The sequence below is a fragment of the Myxococcus sp. CA040A genome (assembly GCF_013336725.1).
In the GTDB taxonomy this organism is placed as follows: Bacteria; Myxococcota; Myxococcia; order Myxococcales; family Myxococcaceae; genus Myxococcus; species Myxococcus llanfairpwllgwyngyllgogerychwyrndrobwllllantysiliogogogochensis.
The window spans coordinates 352,852-375,328 of the sequence record NZ_JABUMR010000009.1; the positions used below are offsets into that span (position 1 = coordinate 352,852).

15 protein-coding genes are annotated in these 22,477 nt (G+C 66.9%); 9 read left to right on the forward strand and 6 right to left on the reverse strand.

Annotated elements, in window-relative coordinates; genetic code table 11:
• The first annotated feature begins 72 nt into the window (after positions 1 to 72).
• Together HUA75_RS37030 and HUA75_RS37035 are read left to right on the forward strand one after the other, a co-directional pair.
• Complete coding sequence (locus tag HUA75_RS37030; RefSeq protein WP_174489095.1) at positions 73 to 1,065, forward strand: hypothetical protein; 993 nt, start codon at positions 73 to 75, stop codon at positions 1,063 to 1,065.
• Positions 1,066 to 1,160: 95 nt separating this feature from the next.
• Positions 1,161 to 2,198 carry a DUF3592 domain-containing protein gene (locus HUA75_RS37035; protein WP_174489096.1) on the forward strand — a complete coding sequence of 346 codons (1,038 nt, stop codon included), beginning with the start codon at positions 1,161 to 1,163 and terminating at the stop codon, positions 2,196 to 2,198.
• Between the two features lie 81 nt (positions 2,199 to 2,279).
• Here the strand turns inward: HUA75_RS37035 and HUA75_RS37040 are convergent, their stop codons facing one another.
• A complete protein-coding gene (locus HUA75_RS37040) occupies positions 2,280 to 3,077 on the reverse strand; it encodes an N-acetylmuramoyl-L-alanine amidase (RefSeq protein ID WP_174489097.1) in 798 nt (265 codons plus the stop codon).
• 266 nt (positions 3,078 to 3,343) lie between these two features.
• Between HUA75_RS37040 and HUA75_RS37045 the strand changes: the two genes are divergently transcribed.
• Positions 3,344 to 8,182: an ELWxxDGT repeat protein gene (locus HUA75_RS37045; RefSeq protein ID WP_174489098.1), complete on the forward strand. Its 4,839-nt coding sequence runs from the start codon at positions 3,344 to 3,346 to the stop codon at positions 8,180 to 8,182.
• Positions 8,183 to 8,368: 186 nt separating this feature from the next.
• Here the strand turns inward: HUA75_RS37045 and lepB are convergent, their stop codons facing one another.
• On the reverse strand, positions 8,369 to 9,214 hold the full coding sequence (gene lepB, locus HUA75_RS37050; protein WP_174489099.1) for a signal peptidase I: 846 nt from the start codon (positions 9,212 to 9,214) through the stop codon (positions 8,369 to 8,371).
• Positions 9,215 to 9,414: 200 nt separating this feature from the next.
• The gene (locus HUA75_RS37055; protein WP_141645374.1) at positions 9,415 to 9,825 is read right to left on the reverse strand and encodes a RidA family protein; all 411 of its coding nucleotides are present in this window, start codon (positions 9,823 to 9,825) and stop codon (positions 9,415 to 9,417) included.
• A 149-nt stretch (positions 9,826 to 9,974) separates the two neighbouring features.
• On the opposite strand from HUA75_RS37055, the gene HUA75_RS37060 reads away from it, so the two are divergent.
• The 4 genes from HUA75_RS37060 to HUA75_RS37075 all read left to right on the forward strand — a co-directional run bounded on the left by HUA75_RS37060 (position 9,975) and on the right by HUA75_RS37075 (position 16,437).
• Positions 9,975 to 10,889 (forward strand): LysR family transcriptional regulator, encoded by a 915-nt coding sequence (locus HUA75_RS37060; protein WP_141645373.1) that lies wholly within the window; start codon positions 9,975 to 9,977, stop codon positions 10,887 to 10,889.
• Positions 10,890 to 11,024: 135 nt separating this feature from the next.
• Complete coding sequence (locus HUA75_RS37065) at positions 11,025 to 13,766, forward strand: right-handed parallel beta-helix repeat-containing protein (RefSeq protein WP_174489100.1); 2,742 nt, start codon at positions 11,025 to 11,027, stop codon at positions 13,764 to 13,766.
• Positions 13,767 to 13,768: 2 nt separating this feature from the next.
• On the forward strand, positions 13,769 to 15,970 hold the full coding sequence (locus HUA75_RS37070) for a hypothetical protein (RefSeq protein ID WP_141645371.1): 2,202 nt from the start codon (positions 13,769 to 13,771) through the stop codon (positions 15,968 to 15,970).
• A gap of 50 nt (positions 15,971 to 16,020) precedes the next feature.
• A complete protein-coding gene (locus tag HUA75_RS37075; RefSeq protein ID WP_174489101.1) occupies positions 16,021 to 16,437 on the forward strand; it encodes a hypothetical protein in 417 nt (138 codons plus the stop codon).
• A gap of 21 nt (positions 16,438 to 16,458) precedes the next feature.
• Here HUA75_RS37075 and HUA75_RS37080 read toward each other — a convergent pair whose 3' ends face one another.
• The 3 genes from HUA75_RS37080 to HUA75_RS37090 all read right to left on the reverse strand — a co-directional run bounded on the left by HUA75_RS37080 (position 16,459) and on the right by HUA75_RS37090 (position 19,519).
• On the reverse strand, positions 16,459 to 17,325 hold the full coding sequence (locus tag HUA75_RS37080; RefSeq protein ID WP_217446450.1) for a hypothetical protein: 867 nt from the start codon (positions 17,323 to 17,325) through the stop codon (positions 16,459 to 16,461).
• Positions 17,326 to 17,499: 174 nt separating this feature from the next.
• Positions 17,500 to 18,522, reverse strand: a complete 1,023-nt coding sequence (locus tag HUA75_RS37085; protein WP_181790953.1) for an alpha/beta fold hydrolase — start codon at positions 18,520 to 18,522, stop codon at positions 17,500 to 17,502.
• Between the two features lie 112 nt (positions 18,523 to 18,634).
• On the reverse strand, positions 18,635 to 19,519 hold the full coding sequence (locus tag HUA75_RS37090; RefSeq protein WP_174489103.1) for a carboxymuconolactone decarboxylase family protein: 885 nt from the start codon (positions 19,517 to 19,519) through the stop codon (positions 18,635 to 18,637).
• Between the two features lie 248 nt (positions 19,520 to 19,767).
• Here HUA75_RS37090 and HUA75_RS37095 point away from each other — a divergent pair, with 248 nt between their 5' ends.
• Together HUA75_RS37095 and HUA75_RS37100 are read left to right on the forward strand one after the other, a co-directional pair.
• A complete protein-coding gene (locus HUA75_RS37095) occupies positions 19,768 to 20,673 on the forward strand; it encodes a LysR family transcriptional regulator (protein WP_174489104.1) in 906 nt (301 codons plus the stop codon).
• Positions 20,674 to 21,479: 806 nt separating this feature from the next.
• Positions 21,480 to 22,477, forward strand: a 998-nt coding sequence (locus tag HUA75_RS37100; RefSeq protein ID WP_254627959.1) for a condensation domain-containing protein, incomplete at its 3' end; no start/stop codon positions are given.

Here is a 22,477-nt window from a genome sequence, read left to right on the forward strand (position 1 = left end):
ACCCGGTGGTTCACGCGCCGGAGTCCGTGGTGAATGGCGCAGGATGGAAACACCCCGAAAGGAACCGCACGCATGCCGCAGCGACTCTTGTTGATGCTCTTCGGAATGTTGGTGTCCTGCGCCACCACGCCGAGCCCCAGTGACGCGCTCAAGACTCCCGCACCGGTGCCCGGCCGACCGCTCGCGCTGCCGGTGAAGTTCAGCGAGGACCGATTCTTCGTGCAGCCCGTGACGCGCGAAGGGCAGACGCTGACGTTCTACACGGACACGGGGGGAGGCCTCTTCATCCTGGCGGATGCCGTGACGCGACTGGGCCTGCAACGGATTGCCAGAGCGGCAGGAGGTGAAGATTCCGGGGACTGGGTACGGATGCCCGACTTCCGAAATGAAGCCTGGATGCCAATGCCCGAAGGCACCGAGGGACAGCTCCCCGTGGCGGCAATGGAGAGGGTCCTGTCTGAACTCGGGGATGGAATGCTTGGTCAGGGCTGGTTCGCCGGACGGGTCTGGACCTTCGACTACCCCGGCGGAAAGCTGTGGCTGCGCGCGGCGAGAGACGTTCCAGAGGTCGCTCCCGCTCACCGGGTGGCGCTGGGGTTTCCGACTGATGCGACGGGAAAAAGGCAGGCGAACTTTCCTCGCATCCAGGTTCGGGTGGACGGAGAGACGCTCGACCTGCTCTTCGACACGGGAGCGATGCTGTCGCTCACGGAGTCCGCCAGGAAGGTGCTCGCGGATGAGCGGCCGGCGACCCGGGCGACGAACTTCATCACTCGCTCCACCTTCGAGCGCTGGCACCAGCGTCACCCGGACTGGCGGGTCATCGAGGATGGAGACACCTACCTTCCAGGCTCAACGCTCATCGAGGTTCCCCGCATCGAGGTGGCGGGTCATGAGGTCGGCCCCGTCTGGTTCACCACCCGGCCTGACCCGAACTTCCGTGAGTTCATGTCGCAGTTCATGGACAAGCCCGTCGAAGGAGCCTTGGGAGGCAATGCGCTGAGGTTCTTTCGCGTGACGGTCGACTACGACCAGGCGGTGGCCGTCTTCGAACGCGCTCCCTGAGAGGCCCCGGCGTCCGTCGCGCAGGCCCCTGCGGGAGGGGGCCGCGCAGCGGACGTCCTTTCGTTCATTCCGGAGTATCCCTATAGGCTGGGGCCATGTCTGTTCGCGTGGGCTCGCCCCTCCTGATGATCGCGGTCGTGTTGCCAGTGACGGCCCTCGTTGGGGCCCTGGACTTCTTCGCCATCTCCACCATGGTCCGCCAGGCACAGGTGGCGAGCTGGCCCTCCGTGCAGGGCACCATCACCCGGAGCGAGGTGGCGATGGTGCACACGAGCAAGGGCTCCAGGCGCGAGCTGAAGCTGGCCTACACCTACTCCGTCGATGGGCAGCCCTACGAGGGCGGCAAGCACCGCTTCACCGCGGGGAGCTCGGGGGTGCGCAGGTACGCGGAGGAGCAGGTCGCGCGCTACCCCCTCGGGGCCAGCGTCCCCGTGTACTACCGGCCTGGTCAGCCCTCGGAGGCGGTGTTGCAGGCGGGCATGGATAGCTCGGAGCTGTTCATGCTCATGGGCGCGATGCCCTTCAACCTGGTGATGTTCTGGCTATGGGTCGTGGTGCGGTGGACCCCGAAGAAAGAAGAGCCGTTCGGCTTGTCCACCTTCATCCGGGAGGACGGCAGCGAGTGCGTGACGCTCGATGGGCCGCGGCCGGCCATGCGGGTGTCGCTTGCCCTGGTGGGCGCCTCCCTGGCGTGCTTCGCGCTCGGGGCATTCATGGGGGGATTCACCGCCCCGCTGCCCGTGGGCGTGGGGACCTGGGGCGTCATCATCGCCTGCGGTGTGCTCGCCGGGCGGTGGGCGCGCGAACGGCTGAAGTCGGGGCACCACGACCTGCGCCTCCACACCCAGTCGCGAAGCCTCTCCCTGCCGCCCTTCTCCGAACGCAAGCACCGGCTCGACGTCCGGTGGCGCGACGTGCGGTCTCTCCGCGTCGAACCCCAGTTTCGCACGCCCAAGAGGGAGCAGGTGAGCAGCTATCACCTCACGCTCCGGCTCTCCACCGCCGACGGCGAGGCGCGCCAGGAAGCCATCGCCGGCTTCCCCCAACAGGAGCAGGCAGACGCCCTGGCACGCTGGCTGCGAACGCACCTCCAGGTTGGCGAGGGCACCCCGGAAGAGCTGCGCTCCGCCTGACTCGCGGCTCATCGCTGTCGCACGACAGGCATTGCGCATCGGGCTCCAGGCAGGGGGCATGCCTGGAGTCCCGTGTGCCCCTTACCGCACCTTCTCGGTGGCGCGGGTGATACGCCCGAAGTCGAAGTTCTCCGAAGGGTCCTTCTTGTCGGGGTTGGTCTCCTTGTGGCCCACGACGTTCTTGGTGGGGACGTCGTAGCGCTTGGAGAGATAGGGCACGAGCTGCTCGAGCGCCTTGTATTGCTCTTCGGTGTAACCATCCTTGCCGTCGCCGTCGTTGACGATTTCGATGCCGATGGAGCGGTCGTTGACGTCCTTCGACTTATCACCGTGCACAGAACCCCCACCCGCGTGCCAGGCACGCTTCTCGTCGGCGACGAGATGATAGATGGTCCCATCCTTTCCAATCACGTAGTGGGCGCTGACCTTGCCGCCGTTCTTCTTCTCCTTGATCTTCCGAAGGACTTCACCGGCAAGACCGCCCCCTTCGCCGGTGAGCGTCTCCAGGCTGCTCTTGTCGGACTTGTCGGCGGTGTGGTGAAGGACGATGGTGTCGATGTCCGTTCCGTTGCGGGACTCATCGTAGCGGTCCGATCTGGCCGGACGGACTTGCATCTTCGGCGTCGGGTTTTTCGGGTCGGTGGACGGAGGCGTCAGGGGCCCCGGGCCCGGACAGGTCGGCTCCCCGGTACCGGCGTTCGACGGCGCCGGGCCCGGGTGCGGGCAGGGAGTTGTCCTTGGCGCTGGAACAGGTTCGAAGCTGTCCACGGGGCCCGGCGAGGGTGCGGGCCGTGGAGTGGGCGTGGGCCGAGGACTCGGCTCGTCCTTCAAGTAGCGGACGATGCTGTTGTCGACGATGCGCTTCAGGGGACCGAGCATGGGGAAATCCTGGGGTGTGGGGATGGAACGGGAGCAACCGTGAGCCTGCTCCTCTGCGAGCACTTGCGTGGTCCACAGAGCAAGGCGCAGGCCACCTCCAACCATGCGAAAGGACGAAGCCCGGCCGCCCGAGTTGTAGGCCGCAGCCTGCAACTGGAGCCGAAGCTGTTGTCTGGAGCCTGCACGCCGGCATCCGCAACACCCGCCAACCCTGAATGCAAGGGAAAGGGACGAAGGGCACGGGTTGCTTCGCGCGTGGCTTTGAGATGATGGTTCGCCTCGGCAACGAGGCGGGGACGATGAAGAACAAGCAGCGGCTGATGGTGTGGTGGATGTTGGCTGTCGCGGCGGTGGGGGGCTGCGCGGAGGAGCTGGGGACTCCCGAGGCCCCGCCCCCCGACATGGAGCGCTCCGCGCGGAAGCTGTCGAGCCACTTCCCGGTGAGCGCGAAGCGGGTGACGGACCTGAGGCCCGGCGACAAGGGCTCGGCGCCCAGCTCGCTCACCGCCGTGGGGACCACGCTCTTCTTCTCCGCTTTCGACGACACCACCGGCGCCCAGGTCTGGGCGAGCGATGGGACGGAGGCCGGCACCACGGCCCAGCGCAGGCTTGAGATGCAACCCTCCATCCCCTATTTGCCGGGCCGACAGGCCGCCATGAATGGCGCCTTCTTCTTCACGGCCTACGAGCAGAGCAGCGGCTACGAACTGTGGAAGAGCGACGGCACCGCCGCGGGAACGGTGCGCCTCACGGACCTCGCCTATGACAGCATCATGCAGTCAGCCACCAGCCTCACGGCCTCGGGCGGGATGCTCTACTTCATCATCCCCCAGGGGACCGGCACCGACCATCTGTGGCGGAGCAATGGCACGCCGGGAGGCACGGTGTTCGTGACCTCCCTGGCCAGCGGTGTCGACTCGCGCTTTGGGGAGTCCTTGCTGACGGCCATGGGCGGCACCCTCTACTACTCCTGCTACACCAGCGTCGGCTACGAGCTGTGCAAGCTCGACCCCGTCAACAGGGCCCATGTCCAGGTCAAGGACATCTACGACATGTATGGCAGCTCCCTGCCCTCCCAGCTCACCGTGGTGGATGGGACGCTCTTCCTGGAAGCCAATGACGGCGTTGGCGGTCGCGAGCTGTGGAAGAGCGATGGGACCAACGCGGGCACCGTGCGCGTGCGCGACATCCGCCCGGGCTCCACCGCCTCCGGCCTCGCGTCGCTGACGGCGGTGGGCAGCACCCTCTTCTTCGTGGCCAACGACGGCGTCAGCGGCACGGAGTTGTGGAAGAGCGACGGCACCGAGGCCGGCACCGTGCGCGTGCGGGACATCTCGCCGGGCGCCATGGGCTCCAGCGCCCGGAATCTGGTGGACGTGGGCGGCATCCTGTTCTTCGTCGCCGACGACGGCGTCAGCGGCACGGAGCTGTGGAAGAGCGACGGCACCGAGGCCGGTACCGTGCGCGTGCGTGACATCCGCCCCGGAGCCGAGGGCTCGCACCCCGCGTCGCTCGTGAACGGGGGCGAGGCGCTCCTCTTCACCGCCAATGACGGTGTCGCCGGGGAGGAGCTGTGGAAGAGCGACGGCACCGAGGCCGGCACCGTGCGCGTCCGGGACATCATGCCCGGAGCCGAGAGCTCCGGCGCGAGTTCCCTCACGCGCGTGGGCGACAGCGTCTTCTTCGCCGCCGAGGATGGCCTCACCGGTCGCGAGCTATGGAAGAGCGATGGCACCGAGGCGGGCACCGTGCGCGTGCGCAACATCCGCAAGATGGGGGCCTCCAGCTCCGACCCGGTGGAGTTGACGGAGCTGAACGGCACGCTGTTCTTCCGCGCGGACAATGGCGGAGATGGCCCTGAATTGTGGAAGAGCGACGGCACACAAGCCGGCACCGTGCGCGTCCGGGACATCTTGCCCGGCGGCCGGGGCTCCACGCCCTCGTTGTTGACGAGCGCGAGCGGGCTGCTCTTCTTCGCCGCGGACGACGGCGCGACGGGCGAGGAACTCTGGAAGAGCGACGGCACCCAAGCCGGCACCGTGCGCTTGCGCGACATCAGGCCCGGAGTCGCGGCCTCCTATCCAGATGCGTTGGTCAACGTGGGCGGGCAGGTCTTCTTCTCGGCCAGCGATGGCGTGGTGGGCACCGAGCTGTGGAAGAGCGATGGCACCGAGGCGGGCACCGTGCTCGTCAAGGACATCTCCACCGTCGGCATCTACGAGTCCACGACGTCGCCCTACACCCTGTTTCCGGTGGGCCGACGGCTCTATCTCCGGGCCGATGACCACATCAAGGGAGAGGAACTCTGGAAGAGCGATGGCACCCCCGCCAGCACGGTGCTCGTCAAGGACATCTACCCGGGCAGCACGGGCTCCGTCCCCTGGGAATTCGCCAGCGTGGGCGACACGCTCTACTTCTCGGCCAGTGACGGAACCGGCCGTGCGCTTTGGAAGAGCGATGGATCCGCGGCAGGCACCGTCAAGGTGGCGAACGTCAACCCGAGCTACCTGTTCGGCGTGGGCAATACCCTCTTCTTCCAGGGTCGTGACGCCGCGGGAGACAGCGAGCTGTGGAAGAGCGACGGCACCGCGGCAGGCACCGTGCGCGTGCGCGACATCAAGCCCGGGAGCGCCGGCTCCGACCCACGGCCGCAGATCGCCTTGGAGGGCATCCTCTACTTCCTGGTCTACTCCAACGGCTTCCAGCTCTGGAAGAGTGACGGCACCGAGGCAGGCACCGTGCGCGTCGACCCCAGGCTGAGCGACAGCGGGGTCGCGTGGAATGGAGGGATTGCGCTGTCCACCTACGTCGAGGGCGTGGGACAGGAGCTGTGGTGGACGGATGGAACGCCGGAAGGGACCCGGCTGCTCGCGGACGTATCGCCGGGCCCCGACTCCAGCCATCCGAGGGAGCTGACCGTCGTCGGTGACACCCTGTACTTCTCGGCGGACGACGGACAGTCCGGCCGCGAGCTGTGGAGCGTGGTGGCGTTGACGGACACCACGCCGCCCACGGTGACCTGCCCTGAATCCTTCACCGCCGAGGCCGTGGGCCCCCAGGGCGCCACCGGGGTGTATCCGCCCGCGTCCGCCACGGACGACTTCCCGGGCGCGCCCACGGTGAGCTACAGCCACCCGAGCGGCGGCGACTTCCCGCTCGGCGCCACCTCCGTCACCGTCACCGCCACCGATGAGGCGGGGCATTCAGCCACGTGTGTCTTCACCGTCACGGTGAGCGACACGCGGGCGCCCGACCTCTCCTGCCCCGAGGCCGTGGAGGCGGTGGCCACGAGCGCCGAGGGAGCCACCGTCGAGTATCCGCCCGCCTCCGCCGCCGACGCGGTCTCCACCGCCCAGGTCACGTACAGCCAGGCCTCCGGCACGACGTTCGACCTCGGGGGAAATACCGTCACCGTCACCGCGACCGACTCCGCGGGCAATGCCGCCTCGTGTGCCTTCAACGTCACCGTGAACCCGCCCGCGCCGCCGTCCATCACCTGCCCCGCGACGGTGGTGGCCGAGGCCACGGGCGCGGATGGCGCCACTGTCCTCTGGCCGTCCGCTACCGCCTCCGGCATGGAGCCAATGCACGTGACGTACAGCCAGGCCTCGGGCTCGCGCTTCCCGCTGGGGACCCGCGTCGTCACGGCCACGGCGCGGGATGCCCTGGAGCGGACGGCGTCGTGCGAGTTCTCCGTCGTGGTGCACGACACCACGGCCCCGGCCCTCACCTGTCCCACGGCGATGACGGCGGAGGCGCGCAACGCCCAGGGGGCCACCGTGGAGTACCTGGCCGCGACGGTGTCGGACGCGGTGTCGGCTCCGGTGACGGTGCGCTACAGCCACGCCTCCGGCACCCTGTTCTCCCTCGGGGCGACCACGGTCAGCGTCGCCGCCACGGATGCGGCTGGCAACGCGGGCACCTGTTCCTTCACCGTCACGGTGCGCGACACCACGCCGCCCGAGCTCTCATGCCCCGGGGACATTGTCGTCGAGGCCACGGACATGACGGGCGCGGACGTGATGTATCCCGCCGCCGCTCCACGGGACTCCGTCTCGGGGACCGCCGTGACGGTGGCCTCGAGCGCCGCCTCCGGTTCCCACTTCGGGTTCGGCGCGACTCCCGTGCGCATCACCGCCACGGACACCGCCGGCAACAGCGCCGAGTGCTCCTTCACCGTCACGGTGCGCGACACCACCGCACCCGCGCTGGCGTGCCCGGCCAACCTCGTCGCCGAGGCCCAGCGGCCGGAAGGCGCGGACGTCTCCCTCCCCTTCGCCACCGCCACCGACGCCGGCAGCTCCGCGGTGGAGGTGGTCTACGGCCATGACGGCCCCCTCTTCCCGCTCGGCGCGACGGAAGTTTTTGTCACCGCCAGGGACGCCTCCGGCAACACGTCCACGTGCAGCTTCATCGTCACGGTGCGGGACACCACCCCGCCCGAGCTCGGCTGTCCGGCTTCCGTCCAGGTCGAAGCCCAGAGCGACCAGGGCGCGATGGACGTATCCCTCACAGGCACCCCGCCCTCGGATGCCGTGACGCGCGCGCCCACCGTGTCCAGCTCCCACCCGAGCGGCACCCCGTTCCCCCTGGGCACCACCGAGGTCACCTTCACCGCCACGGATGAGGCGGGCAACGCGGGCACCTGCTCCTTCACCGTCACGGTGCGCGACACCACCGCGCCGGTCCTCTCCTGCCCGGCCGATATCGTGCTTCTGACCTGGAAGGCCTCGGGCATCGAGGTGGACTATGCGGAGGCCATCACCACGGACGCGGTGTCCTCCCCCTCGCGGGTCTATAGCCAGGCCTCCGGCACGCGGTTCCCCTTGGGCACCACGCCCGTCACCGTGACGGCCACGGACGCGGCGGGCAACAGCGCCTCGTGCGAATTCCACGTCACGGTGCAGCCACCCCGTGAGCCCATCTTCGTGGACCCGCCGCAGGAGCTGGGCTGGGGCTGCAACACCAGTTCGGGCTCACCGGCGGGCCTGGGCTGGGGCGCGCTCCTGCTGCTCGTGTGGGGCACCTCGCGGCGCCGCCTCGCCCGGCCGAGGCACAACTCAGACAGCGGCGGAGGTCGCATGGGGTGTGCGACTCGGCCCTGAGCGACCGTGGTGACGTCTATCCCCAGCCGAACGCATTCGGGCGCGTGCGGGAGTACCTGGAGAAGCATCCGGGTTGAGGCTGGGTGGACGCGAGCACGAGGACCTCCGCACTGAGACGCTCGTGTTCAGCCGCGTGATGCGAAACATGCGCGGCGTCCTCGTGGGGCTCCACAGCGCCCCGAATACTCACCGCAGCCACTGGCCGAGCCGGTCCCACCGAGCCCCGCGTTCGGGTGTCCACGAGAAGAAGATGTAGGAGCCCACACCACGGACATTGGCTTCCGGCACGGCGCCGAAGTAGCGCGAGTCGAAGCTGTTGTCGCGGTTGTCTCCCAGGACGAAGAGGTGCCCCTCGGGGACCTTGCAGCTCGTGCCCTCGAGTTCGAGGTGGGCTGGGCAGCGTCCCTCTTCCGTCGGGAGGGACGCTCCTTCCCCGCCGACCTGGATGAGGTAGTTGAGTTCTCCCAACAACTCCTCGTACACCGCGCATCCGGGCGCCTGCCCCGGCGGGTCGGTTGCGATGCACGCGTCCTCGGTGAGCCGGCGCGAGACGGGCTGGCCGTTCAGCCACAGTCTGCCCGCCTCCATCCGCACGGTGTCACCGCCCAATGCGACGATGCGCTGCAGAAAAGGTCCTTCTGAAGTGTGCGGGGGGTCGAACACCAACACCTCACCGCGCAGCAGAGGGCGACGCCGCAGCGGAGGCGCGACGGTGGCGTCCGTCATGATTGCATCTCCCTGCAGGAGGGAGGGGTGCATTCCCCCGGACGGCATGCGCCAAGGCGTCGTGACGACGGCGCGAATCCCCTTCAGCGCCACGTTGCTCCCGAGCCAGATTCCCACGACCATCAGCAGCGCGTGCCAGACTGAGGGCACGCCCACGGCGGGTGGAGCCACACGCGCCACATCCACGACGGCCGCCACGTACAGCGCCAGCAGCACCATGACGCCGACGAAGCCCACGAACGGCAGGCTCGCGCTGAGCACCACGATGGCGCCCACCCACAGCGCTCCGCGGAGCCACCGTCCCATGAGTGCATGACCCACACCGGGATTGAACAGCGCGAGGAGGGTCGCCACGGCCCTGCGCCGGAATGAGAGACGCCGGGGCTGGGGCATGGCTGATTCGGTTTCGGCCGTCATCGCTGGAGCATCCGCGAAGAGAGCGGGCCTGCACAACCGTCCTGGCCCCACTCCTCCGCTGTCGAATGGACGCTCGGTTACGACGTGGGTCAGCCCACGACCGCGGTGGCTTCAATCTCGACGAGGACGCCCGGCTCGAACAGCACGGAGACTCCGATGAGCGAGGCCGGCGCTGGCGAAATCTGCAACTCGGCGGCGACCTGCTCGATGCCGGCGAGGAAGGCGGGCATCATCTCGGGCTTCCAGTCGACCACGTAGAACGTCAGTCGGACGACGTCGCGGAACGTCGCCCCAGCGGCCGCGAGCGCGATGGCGACGTTGCGGTAGGCACGCGCCACCTGTCCCGCCAGGTCACCGCGTGCGACGAGTTGTCCATTCGCGTCGTACGCGACCTGCCCCGCGACGTGCACCTGCCGGGTGCCGGTGGCAATCGCCACCTGTCGGTATCCATACGCGTCGGTCTTCGGGAGTCCTTCGGGGTTGAGCAGGGTGACGGGCATGAGTGCGCTCCAGTGGGCTTTGCCGGGAAGCGTTTCGGGGACGTCGCCGCCCCGGCGTGAAGAGGTGATTGCCGGACTCGTATACCGAGGCCATTGACGAACGGCGTTCGCCTCTCCAGCGACGCTGGGGGCTACAATGAGGGCCCTCCATGAAACGCGCCCAGCTGGATGAGATTTTCGTCTTCATGTCCGTCGTGGACGCGGGCAGCTTCGTGGGCGGAGGCCGGGCCGTCGGACTGACACGCTCGACGGCTGGCAAGGCCCTGGCCCGGCTGGAAGCCCGCCTTGGGGTGCGGCTGCTCAATCGCACGACGCGTCACGTGAGTCTCACCGACGATGGCCGTGTCTTCCATGAGCATTGCCTGCAAGTCCTGGCGGCCCTGGACGAAGCGGAGGCCAGCGTCGGTCAGCGCACGGGCCACCCCCGGGGGACTTTGCGGCTCACCGTGCCCGACGCCTTCGGCAGACGGCATGTCCTCCCCTTGCTGCGGGACTATCTGCGGACCTGGCCCGACGTGCAGGCAGAGGTGAGCTTCACGGACCGCGTCGCGGATATCATCGAGGAGGGTTACGACCTGGCCGTGCGCATCAACACGACCAGCACCGACACGCGCCTGGTTTCACGGCTCGTGGCTCAACACCGGGCGGTCCTCTGTGCCGCGCCTGCATACCTCGAGGCGCGCGGCGAGCCTGAAACGCTGGAGGAACTCGCGACGCATGATTGCCTGATATTCAGCAGTCGGACGCGACGACAACACTGGCAGCTGCGCAAGAAGGGCGGCTCCTCGGTGAAGGTGGAGGGGCGAAGCCGCCTTCGTCTCGACAGCGGCGAGGCGCTCCGGGATGCGGCCGTCGCGGGACAGGGCATCGCCTATCTTCCCGACTTTCTGGTCGACGAAGACCTGGCGAATGGGCGGCTCAAGGCGCTGCTGCCGTCTTGCGAGACGGAGGTCGTCCCCATCATGGCCATCTACCCGAGCAAACGATACCTGCCAGCGAAGGTGCGACGCTTCATCGACCTGATGGTCGCGCAATGGAGCGCGAAGTCTCGCCAGCGCCCCTGAGCCAGGGCTTATTCCTGGCTGATGTCACCTTTGTGCACGCCATTGTCGCGGTGCTGGAAATGACGACAGCGTGAAGTGTGTGAAGACGGCCCGGTCGAGTCGCGCCTCTCGCTGACTCTCCCCGAGGAGTTCTTCATGCACCGTGTCATGAGCTGGATGCTCATCCTGGCCGCCGTCTGCCTCGCAGCTCCCGCCCAGGCACGCGACTGGTTCGTCCGCGCGGGCGCCATGGGAGGTGATGGCTCGCGGGAAAGGCCGTTCGCCGACCCCTGGATGGCGCTGGAGCGCCTGGAGGCGAACGACGGGGTCCACGTCGCCGCGGGGCGGTATTACGGCAAGCTGGAGCGTGGAAACTGGGAGCTCGTCTTCCCAGGAGTCCGGTTGCTCGGCGGCTATGACGCGGCCTTCCAGGAGCGCAACCCCTGGAAGAACCTCACCGAGCTCACCTGGCGCAAGGGCTCGCCAAACCGTCCGGATGTTTCGCTCGCCCGAGTCAGCACCAGCGCCCAGCGAGACACGGCGGGCGCGACCATCGATGGCTTCTTCATCGACATGCAGGACACCTATGACTACGTCGGCGAGGGTGGCAACTTCGACGCGAGCGCCCTCCACCGCAACGGCGCCGTGGACCTGGCCAAGGGCGGCGTCCTGCGCAACTGCATGATTGTCAATTCCCTCCACGCCGTGCGCACGTCGCCCGGAGCTGTGGTGGAGAACAACGTCATCGTCAACTCCATCTCCGCCGCCATCATCTCCAAGGGCGGCGGAGACCAGGACCCGCCCGTCACCCTCCGGAACAACACCATCGCGTTCATCTGGGCCACCAAGGCCATCGCCGAGGGCGGCACCGATGGCGCCGGCATCGACGTGACGAACAAGGCGCTCCTGGAGAACAACCTCGTCGTCCACTCCGACAACCACGGCGCCCAGGTGACGGTGCCCTCCAAGGTGACGATCCAGGGCAACGCGTTCTGGAGGAACCTCTTCTCGAACGCCGCCTTCTACTTCGAGGGCAAGAAGTCCTCGCTCGATGACTCCGACATCGCGGACGCCGAGGACGTGGGCTTCGCGCGGGCGGGCGGCAACGTCGCCGTGGACCCGAAGCTCCCCTTCGAGCCGGCCTGGTACGAGCGGTTCACCCGCCGCGAGGGACGCGGGAAGAAGTTCGACGCGAAGGCCTGGGAGGAGACGCGCACCGGCGCGGGCTTCCCCGCCACGGGCGAGCCCCTCACCCTCTTCGCGCCCGCCTATCCGCCAGGGGCCGTCCCCCAGCTCGTCACTCCAGGCAATGCCTCACTCACGCAGGGCGCTCGCGCGAAGGGACTCAAGCTGACCTTCTCCACGGCCTCCTCGGCGGCGCCGGCCAAGGTCTACACACGGGTGAGTCTCACCAGCATCCAGGCGAACCCGAAGGGCCACGACGGCAAGGACGTGGAGGTCATCGTCGGAAGCCAGGGCGTGGCGAACCCGGACAACGGCCCGGTGGGCACCTCGCGGGAGACCCACAAGGCCGTCTTCCTGGTCGACGAGAAGAACGAGGCGCGGGCCACGGGACTCTTCAGGAAGGGAACCGCCGCCGAGCGCGTCATCGACGCCATTCCCAACTACGGCTCGGGCCCGCCCAGGGACCTCTTCGTCGTGCGCGGCACCGCGAGAGCCCGCGAGGGCAATCCCCGGTACGCCCTCGTCATCGACTCGGTCGAGCCCTACGAGAAGGAGCTCGCCATGGCCGCCCGCCCGAAGGGACGGGACTGGTTCGTGCGTGCTGGCGCGACCGAGGGCGATGGCTCGCGCGAGCGGCCCTTCAAGGACCCCTTCCAGGCGTTGGAGCAGGCCCAGCGCGGAGACCGCATCCTGGTCTCGCAGGGCGAGTACGGCGGCAAGCTGAAGAGCGGCAAGTGGGTGGTGGACGGCAAGCAATACCTCACGCTGCTCGGGGGATGGGACCGGGACTTCCAGCGCAGGGACCCCTGGAATACCCCCACCCTCCTCCACTGGCCGTCCGACTCGAAGACGTCTCCACAGGGGTACCTGCTGGAGGGCAATGGCGACCACACCGGGCTCATCGTGGATGGCTTCGTCTTGGATCGCCGCACGCTCAACCGGTATGACCCGGACGGCTTCCTGGACGTCAACCTCTCTCCCGACAGCGAGCACGTCTGGGTGTCCTCGCCGGAGACGGTGATTCGCAACTGCACCTTCGTCAACGGCGCGGGCGCCGCGGTCCGGATGAGCAACGCGGTGACGTTCGAGAACAACATCGTGGTGAACATGGTCTCCGACGGCATCCGCGTCACCGGAGGCTTCGGCACGCGGCCCGCGAGGATTCGCGACAACACCTTCCTGTTCATCTGGAACCGCAACCGGCCCCATGACGGCTCCAGCTCCACGGGCACCGGGGTCGCGCTGGGAGGCAACGCGCCCGCGGTGCTGGACGGGAATGTGTTCCAGTACATCGACAACTTCGCGGTGCGCTCCAGCGCCAATCCGGGCGAGGTGGTCCTGACGGACAACGCGTTCTTCCGCAACTGGGCCGCGTTCCGCTCCACGCAGGGGACACCACCGCCCACGGTGGACGAGAAGTCCATGCACCTGCTGGCGGACCTCCCCTTCAAGAAGCAGGCAGGCAACATCGTCGCCGACGGAGGATTCGACCTGGACCCCGCTCTCTACGCGAGCTGGTTCGCTCGAACCTCGAAGCAGACCAATCGTTTCACCGCCGAGGAGTGGGAACAGGTCGCGCCGCCGTCAATCGGCGCGGAGCCGGCGAAGGCCGGGCTGGGCAAGGCGTTTGACTGGAAGGCGGCCGCGCAGCTGTTTCCGAAGAACGCCCAGGTGAAGGGCGCGCGGCCCAGGAAGCTGGAGACCGGGGGATGACCATGAAGAAGACACTGACCGCGGGGATGCTCGTGCTGCTTGTCGCCCTGCCCGCCGGGGCGGATGAAATCGACGACAAGGTGCGCGCCGTTGAAGACAACCTCAGCCGCATCAAGGACAAGCTCGACGGCATTGTCTCCGACTCGAGTTCCAGCGACATCGACTCCGCGCTCGACACCCTGGGCAACGTCAGGAATGACGTGGAGCGACTCAGGTCGCTGAACCCGCCGAATGACCCGGGCAAGACGATGGCGAACTCCTACCTGGACTACATCTCGAAGTTCCGGGAGTCGGCGCAGTACCTGAAGCGGATGAAGGACGCGCAGGTGAAGGCGGACGAGTCCCGCCTCGCCGAGCGCTGTAACGAGGCCGAAAGGAACCTGAAGTCCTTCATCCAAACGTTCGTCGACAAGAAGGACCCGACGGGGGTCTTCAAGATTCCAGATGAAGCCGAGAAGATTGGCCGCATCTACAACGACGAATACCGGAAGCACCAGGAGGTCCATGGCGAGCTGGACCGCTGGCGGAGTTATGCCCGGAACTTCTCCGAGTCACACAATCGCTGGTCGGACGTGAAGGGCGAACTTCAAGACGGCGTCAACGATATCTGGGACCGCTGGAATCGGCGGATGGAAGAGACGAAGTCGAAGTGCGTCGAGGTCGCGAAGGGCAAGGAGTTCGACGCGGCGAAGGACGCGATGTCGAAGCTCGGCAACTTCGGGCAGGTCCGCACGGTGATACGCAAGAAGCTCGATGAGCGGCTGCAGACCATCGCCTCGAAGGTCAGGGACCTGGACTCCCGCAGCGGCGATGCGTCCTCGGAAATCTCCGAAGCGCTTCGCGCCGTGGAGGACGTGCTCGGCTTCCTGGGTGACCTGAAGGACATCCAGGGCGAGGACTCAGAGGCCCGCCAGCTCGTGGAGCGCTGGCCGGCACCCACCAGGTCGCTGAAGGAAGCCCTCGAGTCGATTCGCAGGCTGAAGTCCGAGCAGTACTTCCTCGAAGGAGACGTCCGAGCCTGCCGCGCGGACGAGGTCCGGCTCCAGGAGACGATTCGTGAGCAGGTCGGCAACAAGGACAATCACGCGCAAGGGGTCGTGAAGCTCAAGGAGATGTCCGACTCACTTGAACGGACGTGGACGGGCAAGAAGGCGGAGACCGACCGCCAGAAAGAGGCGATGGAGCGCCGCGCGGTGGCCGCCAAGGCCTTCTCCTTCACCGAGGGGAACTGGTCGAGCATCAAGAGCAACCTCGATGCCTCCGCCGACAAGATACTTGCCTACTGGAATACCCGGCGCTCGGAGATCTACGAGAAGGACCCGTGCAAGAACCTCGTCCTCGGAGAGAAGAACCCCGACGTCGCGCGCGCGGATCAGGAGCTCAAGCGCTACGCGGGGGGCATCGCGGAGAACTACCGCGCACTCCGAAAGGACTTCCTGGAATGGGAGCGCGATGTCCTCGCGTTCCGGAAGACCGCGAAGCAGGACGCCGATGCAATCCGCGACGCCTTCTGCAAGGAGTACGACTGGGAGCAGAGGGTGAAGGAGATTTCGGACAGCTATGCGTCGACGCTCAACAGCCAGTGGGGTTCAATCACCGGGCGATATGACCGCATGTTGAAGGCCGTCGAGGTCCTCGTCGCGGAGAAGAAGGTCAAGTCCGCACCGAAGCTCCAGAGTGCGCTCATCTCGAGGATGAAGAGCATCGAGAACATCAAGGAGGGCCAGTTGCTCGGCTCGAACAGCCCGAAGGTCCGGGCGCACATCCGATACGGACAGGAAGAGCACAAGCGCCGCCAGGCCTCGAGCTGTTCGGAGGGTTCGGAGATCTCCATCGAGGCCACGTACTGCGACAATCCGAACCCGCGTTACAAGGGCCGCGGGTGTCGGATTGACTGCATCCACCAATGCCAGGTCCTGGAGATCAAACCCGACAACATCGCCGAGATGGAGAAGGGCGACAAGCAAGGGGAAGAGTACACGAAGGCATTGCACAAGAAGTACAAGGCGCTCGGCGATGCCATGTTCAAGGAGTCCGGTTACGAGGAGCTCGCGGACTGCGAGGACAGGACCAACAAGCGACTCAACCTCTCAAAACACTCCGTGGTGCCGTATCCGTTCTGTGCGGACCGGGACGGGAGCTTCTTCCCGATGCTGGGCGAGATGCCCACCGACCAGCCGCCAGAGAATCCAAACGACGGCTGAGCGCCCACCCGCTCCAGACGTGAGGCTGCTACAGTCCTGCGTCACGGCGCATGACGGAGCATCCTCACGAACTGGACCTGACGAAGCTTCCCCGCCTCCGCTCGGAGGAGGTGAAGCTTCTCTGGGTCTCCAACTTCTGGGATGGCCCTCTCGAGGGCATGGCCGAGTACCGTGGCGAGCGATGCTTCTATGTCGTCGCGGAGCCAGACCTCATCGCCGCGCGCGACGAGATGCGGCGGTGGGTGCTGTACCGACTGACTCCGGAGCAACTCGGGGAGGAGGAGCGCTGGCAGGCCCTGTTCGTTCGACATGTCGGCGCTCATTTTGACTTCACGGGGACGCCAGCGCCTGAAGGAGCGCATCCTCACCCAGAGCGGTTCTACGAGCCCTACCAGGCCGAGTACCGCCCTCCTCTCCTCGGTGCAGGGCAGGCGCTGGGGTGGGTAGATGACTTCGCCGCCTCGTGAGCGCGGCCGAGCCCTTCGCGGTCAGTCGCAATAGTCTCCGCGCCGGTCGGTGGCGACGAGACGGGAGGGACCTTTTCCGCCACAGGAGATGCGCAGGAGGTCTCCGCGCTTGAAGCCGCGGTCCACCCCATCGTCGATGCTGGTGACGATGTTCGCGCGCTTGCCGTGTCCCCGCCCGACGGTGTTGTTGTGCAGGTCCATGCGCTTCTCGAGCTTCGGATTTTTCGGCCGCATTTCGTGCGCATTGCCAAGCGCCTTCGCCCAGAGTTCTGAATGGTAGAACGTCAGCAGCCCCATCCAGTAGGCATGCTTGAACGCGTCTCCCTTTCCGTTGTGCAGCTTTCCGTAACCCTTCCCCTTGCGCTCAGCGACCTTGCCGAGGGCGAACGAACTCGCGCAGAAATCCGGAAAGGCAGCGCAGAGCCTCTTTTCCGCGGGCCCGAGTCCCAGTGTCTCGAATTCGCCTGATGCGGCTTCCTTTGGCGCCTCGGGCAGTCCTTCGAGCTTCTTCTCGAAACGTTGCGTGAACTCCGGAGTGGACTCCGGCGTCACGCCCTCCTTCCGGAGGTCTTCGAGCGCCTCGAGCACCTTGTCGGGGTCGACTGACTCAATGCGTTTGGCCAATGCATCCGCGGACGAAGCGTCAAAGCCCTTGGGGCGAGGGTGGTCCTTGATGAACTGGTCCGCATCCTTGGACAGTGCCTCGTCACTGACGTCGAGCGCCTCGACCTCGGCGACAATCTCGGGGGATGCCTCAATCTGCTCAGCCTCCTGGTCTTCCCCTCCAGGGGCTCCAGCGCTCGCAGGGGCTGGCGCCAGGACGACCAGGCAGGCCCACGACAGCAGGGGCAATATTCTTTCCAGAAGCCTCTTCGCTGCTCGCGACATCTCGATTCCTCCTTCGCTGATGCCATGCATCAGGACTGAGGTAGTCGCTCCCCTGCCGATTCCACAGAGGTGCACTTGCGTTCAGGCAAGGCACCGCACGTCTTGGGCAGAATTTTCGGAACAGGGAGTCTCCCGCGACGCGCACGTTTGACCGCGCGAGAAGTGGAGGTCGGCTCAGTCCAGGTTCTTGTCGGCGAGGAACCTCGACAGAAGGTCCGCGATCTCCACGTTGTTGGTGTCCGAGAACGGGAAGTGGGTGTTCCCTCGGACGCCGAGCTCTGGCAGGTGGACGAGCGTGACGTCCCCGCCATGGCGATTCACGGCGTCCCGCCAGAGCCGCGCCATCGCGAGCCGAACCCGCCAGTTGTCCTGCCCTGGATTCGGCGACGGCCCCTCCGGAATATTGTCCCCGAAGAACATCACGATCGGGACCCGGGTCAGCGGCATGAACTGAGACAACGGAACGCCGCGGGCCTCGAGCGGGCCCGTGAGGCTGGGCATGGGCGGAGGCACCTCCCCCTCTGGAAAGACGAAGCCGCTGCCCGGCTCATACGAGACCACCGCTCGAACTTTCGGGTTCCGCATCGCGACCCACCAGCCAGGACCTCCTCCTTGCGAGTGCGTGACGAGGATGCCCGGCCCCATCCGGTCGAAGAGGGCGGAGACAGCGTTCGCGCTCACCTCCGCATCGAAGGGCCCCGTGTTCGGCGTCATCGAGCGGAAGAACTGGTTGAGCGCTTCCGGCTCACGCGAGAACCGCACGCCGGGGAAGTAGTCCGGCCAGACTCCCATCCGGAACATGCCGAACCAGGTCTGGTCGTCGGGAGTCGCGGGGATGGTCAGCGGAACGGTGCTGCGCCCCGCGTCACCGCGCCGGGGCTGGTCCAGGAGATAGACCGCGAATCGGCGGCGCAAGAAGAGGTTCTGAAAACCCTCCCGACCGTCAGGGGTGGTCTCCCACGTCTTCGAGGACTGGCCAGCACCATGCCAGAACACCAGCGGGAGTCGACGCGCGTCGTTCGGCACCTGATAGAAGACATACGCGTGGTCTCCGTGGAGCGTTGCGCCCTCCGAAGAAGGACGGAGCGGGTCGAACGTCCCTGGACTGGTCACCACCGTCCCTCCAACGGCGAAGCTCCCTTGCTCTTGGAGCACCAGTCCTTCCGACGTCGTCGCGCCAGTCCTGGTGGGACTCACACATGAACTCGACGCCACGCTCATCACGACGAGCGTCCCCTGAATGAACCGTCCTGGCCGCTGCGTTCGCATCTGGGTTACCCCCTGGGAATTCTTTCGACCCTCGCCATCGTCACCTGGCTTCAAAGACGTCCTTCGCCACCGCGAGCGCCGTCATCGCGCTCGGCCAGCCCGCGTAGAACGCCAGGTGGGTGATGGTTTCGATCAACTCCTCCCGCTTCACCCCGTTCTCACGCGCCCGGGCGAAGTGGGAGCGGAGTTGGTCCGGACGGTTCATCGCGATGAGGGCGCTGACGGTCACCAGGCTGCGGTCCCGCTTGGAGAGTTCCGGGCGCTCCCAGATGTCCCCAAAGAGCACGCCGTCGGTCAGCTCGACCATCTTGGGCGAGAAGTCACCGATGAGGCTCTGAGCCCGGGTGGGTTGCCCCGCGCCACCCGCGCCCGTGCGCGCCGGTACCTCGGACGGTGGCCGGCCCTCCGTCGTGGGGGCGCCGTACTGCGCATCGCTGACCTTCTCCATCCACTCGGTGGTCTTTCCGTCGAGGTGCTCCAGCACGGCGATGTGCGTCATCCGGTGCTCGGGCGAGGCGCCATGCCAGTGCTTCTGGCCGGGGGGAATCCAGACCACGTCTCCTGGCCGGATTTCCTCGGCGGGGTCTCCCCAGCGCTGCACCCGCCCCACGCCCTCGGTGACGAGGAGGACCTGGCCCAGGGGATGCGCGTGCCAGGCCGACCGGGCGCCTGGCTCGAACGTGACCGACGCGCCCGAGGTGCGGGACGGCGCCTTCGCTTGAAACAGCGGGTCGACACGTACAGCCCCCGTGAAGTTCTCGGCGGGCCCCTGGCGTGGGGCCTGCGAGCCGCTCCGGGAAATCCGCAGCGCCTGCGCGCCGTCGCTCGGGGACGTTGCGGCCACCTGCGTCCCAGCCTCGGTCGTGTGGGCACACGCCACGGCAACGAGAGGGAGCACCATCGCGGTCAGGGTGAGCCGTTTCATGTCGGTCCTCTCAAGGGTGGCGGCGCGGAGGCCGAGCTGGGACGGGCGAGTTGGCGGGGGGGTGGGGCCGGTCCGGCGAGAAGAGAAGTAGCTGCCACGGAAGCAGTGGGCCAGATGGGGATTTGGCAATGGGCCTTGAAGCTGCGATTGAAGATGGGTTGCTCTGACAGGACGCCTTCGCTGACCTGAATGGACACCGCCGCTCGGGGCGCCACTCGTGGCCTCTGTGACTCACACGGACACTCTTCATGAAGACGACGCTCCTCCCACAGCTTCAGGTTTTCCTCGTGGTGGCACGCCTGAAGAGCTTCAGCGCGGCGGCGCGCGAGCTCAGCGTCTCTCCGGCGGCTGTGAGCCAGTCCGTGCGTCAGCTCGAGGCGCAGCTTCGGGTGGTGCTCTTCGCCCGAACCACCCGCAGCATGTCACTCACGGACGCGGGACGGCGTCTGCTGGAGGGTGCAGGACCCGGCCTCGGCCAGGCGCTTGCGAGCCTCACGGAGGTGTCGGCGCAACCGGGCGAAGCGGTGGGGCAACTGAAGCTGACGGTGCCGGAAGTCGCGGTGCCCTTCGTCATCACCCCGGTGCTTCCTGCCTTCCGCGCGCGCCACCCCCGAGTGGAAGTGGAGGTCGTCGCCGAGAACCGACTCGTGGACATCGTCGCGGAGGGCTACGACGCGGGCGTGCGCCTGCATGAAGCCATCGAGCGCGACATGGTGCAGATACGCCTCTCCCCCGCCTTCCGCTTCGTGGTGGTGGGTGCGCCTTCGTATCTCGAACGACACGGCACGCCACAGCGACCCGAGGACCTGCTGCGTCACGAGTGCTTCACCATCCGCATGCCCTCGAGCGGAGGGCTCTACGCCTGGGAGCTGGAGCGCGGGCGCAGGAACTGGCGGGTGCCGGTGCGAGGTGGAGTGCTCACCAATGATCGCGCACTGACGCTGGCCCTGGTGGAGCAGGGCCTGGGGTTGGCGTACGTCTTCGAGCCGGCGGTGAAGGAGAAACTGCGCACCGGACGGCTCGTGCGAGTGCTTGAGGAGTACGCGCCCACCGTGCCGGGGTTCTTCCTCTATTTCCCGAGCAGGGCACAGCGCTCGGGGCCCCTGCGACTCTTCATCGACGTGGCCAAGGAGCTCGCGGTGAAGACGGTGTGAGGCTTGCCAGCAAAACCACCGACTTCCTGCCGCTGCCTCGGGGTACTCGTCGTAGCGCCGGATGCGCCGCGGCAGATGACAAGCAGGGTGTCGTTCGTGTTGCTGTATTTGAGTTGCGGGAGCATCACTGGGTTTACTCAGCAGAGCTTCCGTGAAATGCAAACACGACGCTGCTTTGGATATGGGCGCATGAGAGGGCAACGTCCGACGCCCTCCCTCATCTCCGGGCCAGTGGAGATGCGCCCGCTCGCCACCTCGCCAGCCTTCCGTGGAAACTCCCGCCCTCACCGGCGCAGCGCAGGATTCCTGGCAATAGGAAGCTTCCTCGTTCGAATCACTGTGCGTGCGGCCCACCTCGCAACGACGGCAGCCCCAGCACCGCAGGTGGTGCTCTGGATGGCGCACAGTGAAGGGAATTCTCCCTGGAGCCCCAGCGATTCCCGCGTCCCCTTGCTCGCCTGGAAAATCCCACATGATGAGATTCTGGTGCGTGCCCAATTTTGGAGAATCTCCAGGACAATGGGATTCTGCATGGAGCATGTCCGACCCCCTCGACACTCACTGCAGCCCGCCAGACAGACTGTGTCTCGTATTGCCGCGCGCCCCGCGCATACTTGAATACAACTGTTGATGTTTCACTGGTGGCTCGACCACCGGGTGCTGCAGCGAGGGCGTCAGCCATCCTTGGCGATGGCTTGATACATTTTGCCCGGCCCCTTCCATCCCCGTGACGACGCACCGACAGCCTGTCGGTCGGCAAATGCTCGCGCTTCCTGGCCCCCCAGGGCTGGCGCTCGGAGTCTGTAATGAGCAGTGGGAACAAGAACCTCGAGAAGCTCACCCCCAAGCAGCGCGCTCTGTACGAACTGCTTCTCAAGGAAAAGAAGGGACAGCTCCAGGACGCGACCACGAAGGCGGTGGAGCGGACCATCCCGCGCCGGGAGGACACCGGGCCCGCACCCGCTTCCTTCCCGCAGCAGAGACTGTGGGTGGTGGACCAGCTCGAGGGCGGTCGCGCCTTCGCCTACAACGTCCACATCACCGTCCAGTTCACCGGCGCGCTGGATGTCGCCCTGCTGGAACGCTGTGTGAATCAGGTGGTGCGGCGCCACGAGTCGCTGCGCACCGTGTTCGCCGCGCGCGAGGATGGCATCCCCGTCCAGGTGGTGCTGCCAGAGCTGCGCTTGCTCGTCCCGGTCGAGGACGTCTCGCACCTGTCGAAAGAGGAGCAGGACGCCGAGGTGGAGCGGCGCACCAGCGAGGAGTCCCAGCGTCTGTTCGACCTGGCGCGCGGGCCGCTCTTGCGCGGCAAGGTGCTGCGGCTGGGTCCCGACAACCACGTGGCCCTCGTCACCATGCACCACCTGGTGACAGACCGCTGGTCGCTGGGTGTCTTCGTCCGCGAGCTGATGGCCTTCTACGCCGCGGGCATCACCGGCCAGTCGCACGACCTGCCCGAGCCCGCCATCCAGTACTCCGACTTCGCCGTCTGGCAGCGCGAGCGGATGCAAGGCGAACGGCTGCGCACGGAGCTGGAGTTCTGGAAGCAGCACCTGCGCACACTGCCCGCGCCGCTGGAGCTGCCCACCGACAGGCCCCGCCCGCCCGAGCAGACCTATCGCGGCTCCCGCCAGTTCGTCACCCTGCCAGTGGCCCTGACGCGCACCCTCAAGGAGATCAGCCAGCAGGAGGGGGCCACCCTCTTCATGACGCTCTTGGCCACGTTCCAGACGTTGATGCACCGGCACTCGCGACAGACGGACATCACCGTCGGCTCGCCCATCGCCGGCCGCAACGTGCCGGA

What these genes read in the sequence shown, in the direction of transcription:
- HUA75_RS37030 (WP_174489095.1), top strand. Translation starts at nt 73, where the DNA reads ATGCCGCAGCGACTCTTGTTGATGCTCTTCGGAATGTTGGTGTCCTGC.
- HUA75_RS37035 (WP_174489096.1), top strand. Translation starts at nt 1,161, where the DNA reads ATGTCTGTTCGCGTGGGCTCGCCCCTCCTGATGATCGCGGTCGTGTTG.
- HUA75_RS37040 (WP_174489097.1), bottom strand. Translation starts at nt 3,077, where the DNA reads ATGCTCGGTCCCCTGAAGCGCATCGTCGACAACAGCATCGTCCGCTAC.
- HUA75_RS37045 (WP_174489098.1), top strand. Translation starts at nt 3,344, where the DNA reads ATGATGGTTCGCCTCGGCAACGAGGCGGGGACGATGAAGAACAAGCAG.
- lepB (WP_174489099.1), bottom strand. Translation starts at nt 9,214, where the DNA reads ATGGGACGGTGGCTCCGCGGAGCGCTGTGGGTGGGCGCCATCGTGGTG.
- HUA75_RS37055 (WP_141645374.1), bottom strand. Translation starts at nt 9,825, where the DNA reads ATGCCCGTCACCCTGCTCAACCCCGAAGGACTCCCGAAGACCGACGCG.
- HUA75_RS37060 (WP_141645373.1), top strand. Translation starts at nt 9,975, where the DNA reads ATGAAACGCGCCCAGCTGGATGAGATTTTCGTCTTCATGTCCGTCGTG.
- HUA75_RS37065 (WP_174489100.1), top strand. Translation starts at nt 11,025, where the DNA reads ATGCACCGTGTCATGAGCTGGATGCTCATCCTGGCCGCCGTCTGCCTC.
- HUA75_RS37070 (WP_141645371.1), top strand. Translation starts at nt 13,769, where the DNA reads ATGAAGAAGACACTGACCGCGGGGATGCTCGTGCTGCTTGTCGCCCTG.
- HUA75_RS37075 (WP_174489101.1), top strand. Translation starts at nt 16,021, where the DNA reads ATGACGGAGCATCCTCACGAACTGGACCTGACGAAGCTTCCCCGCCTC.
- HUA75_RS37080 (WP_217446450.1), bottom strand. Translation starts at nt 17,325, where the DNA reads ATGTCGCGAGCAGCGAAGAGGCTTCTGGAAAGAATATTGCCCCTGCTG.
- HUA75_RS37090 (WP_174489103.1), bottom strand. Translation starts at nt 19,519, where the DNA reads ATGAAACGGCTCACCCTGACCGCGATGGTGCTCCCTCTCGTTGCCGTG.
- HUA75_RS37095 (WP_174489104.1), top strand. Translation starts at nt 19,768, where the DNA reads ATGAAGACGACGCTCCTCCCACAGCTTCAGGTTTTCCTCGTGGTGGCA.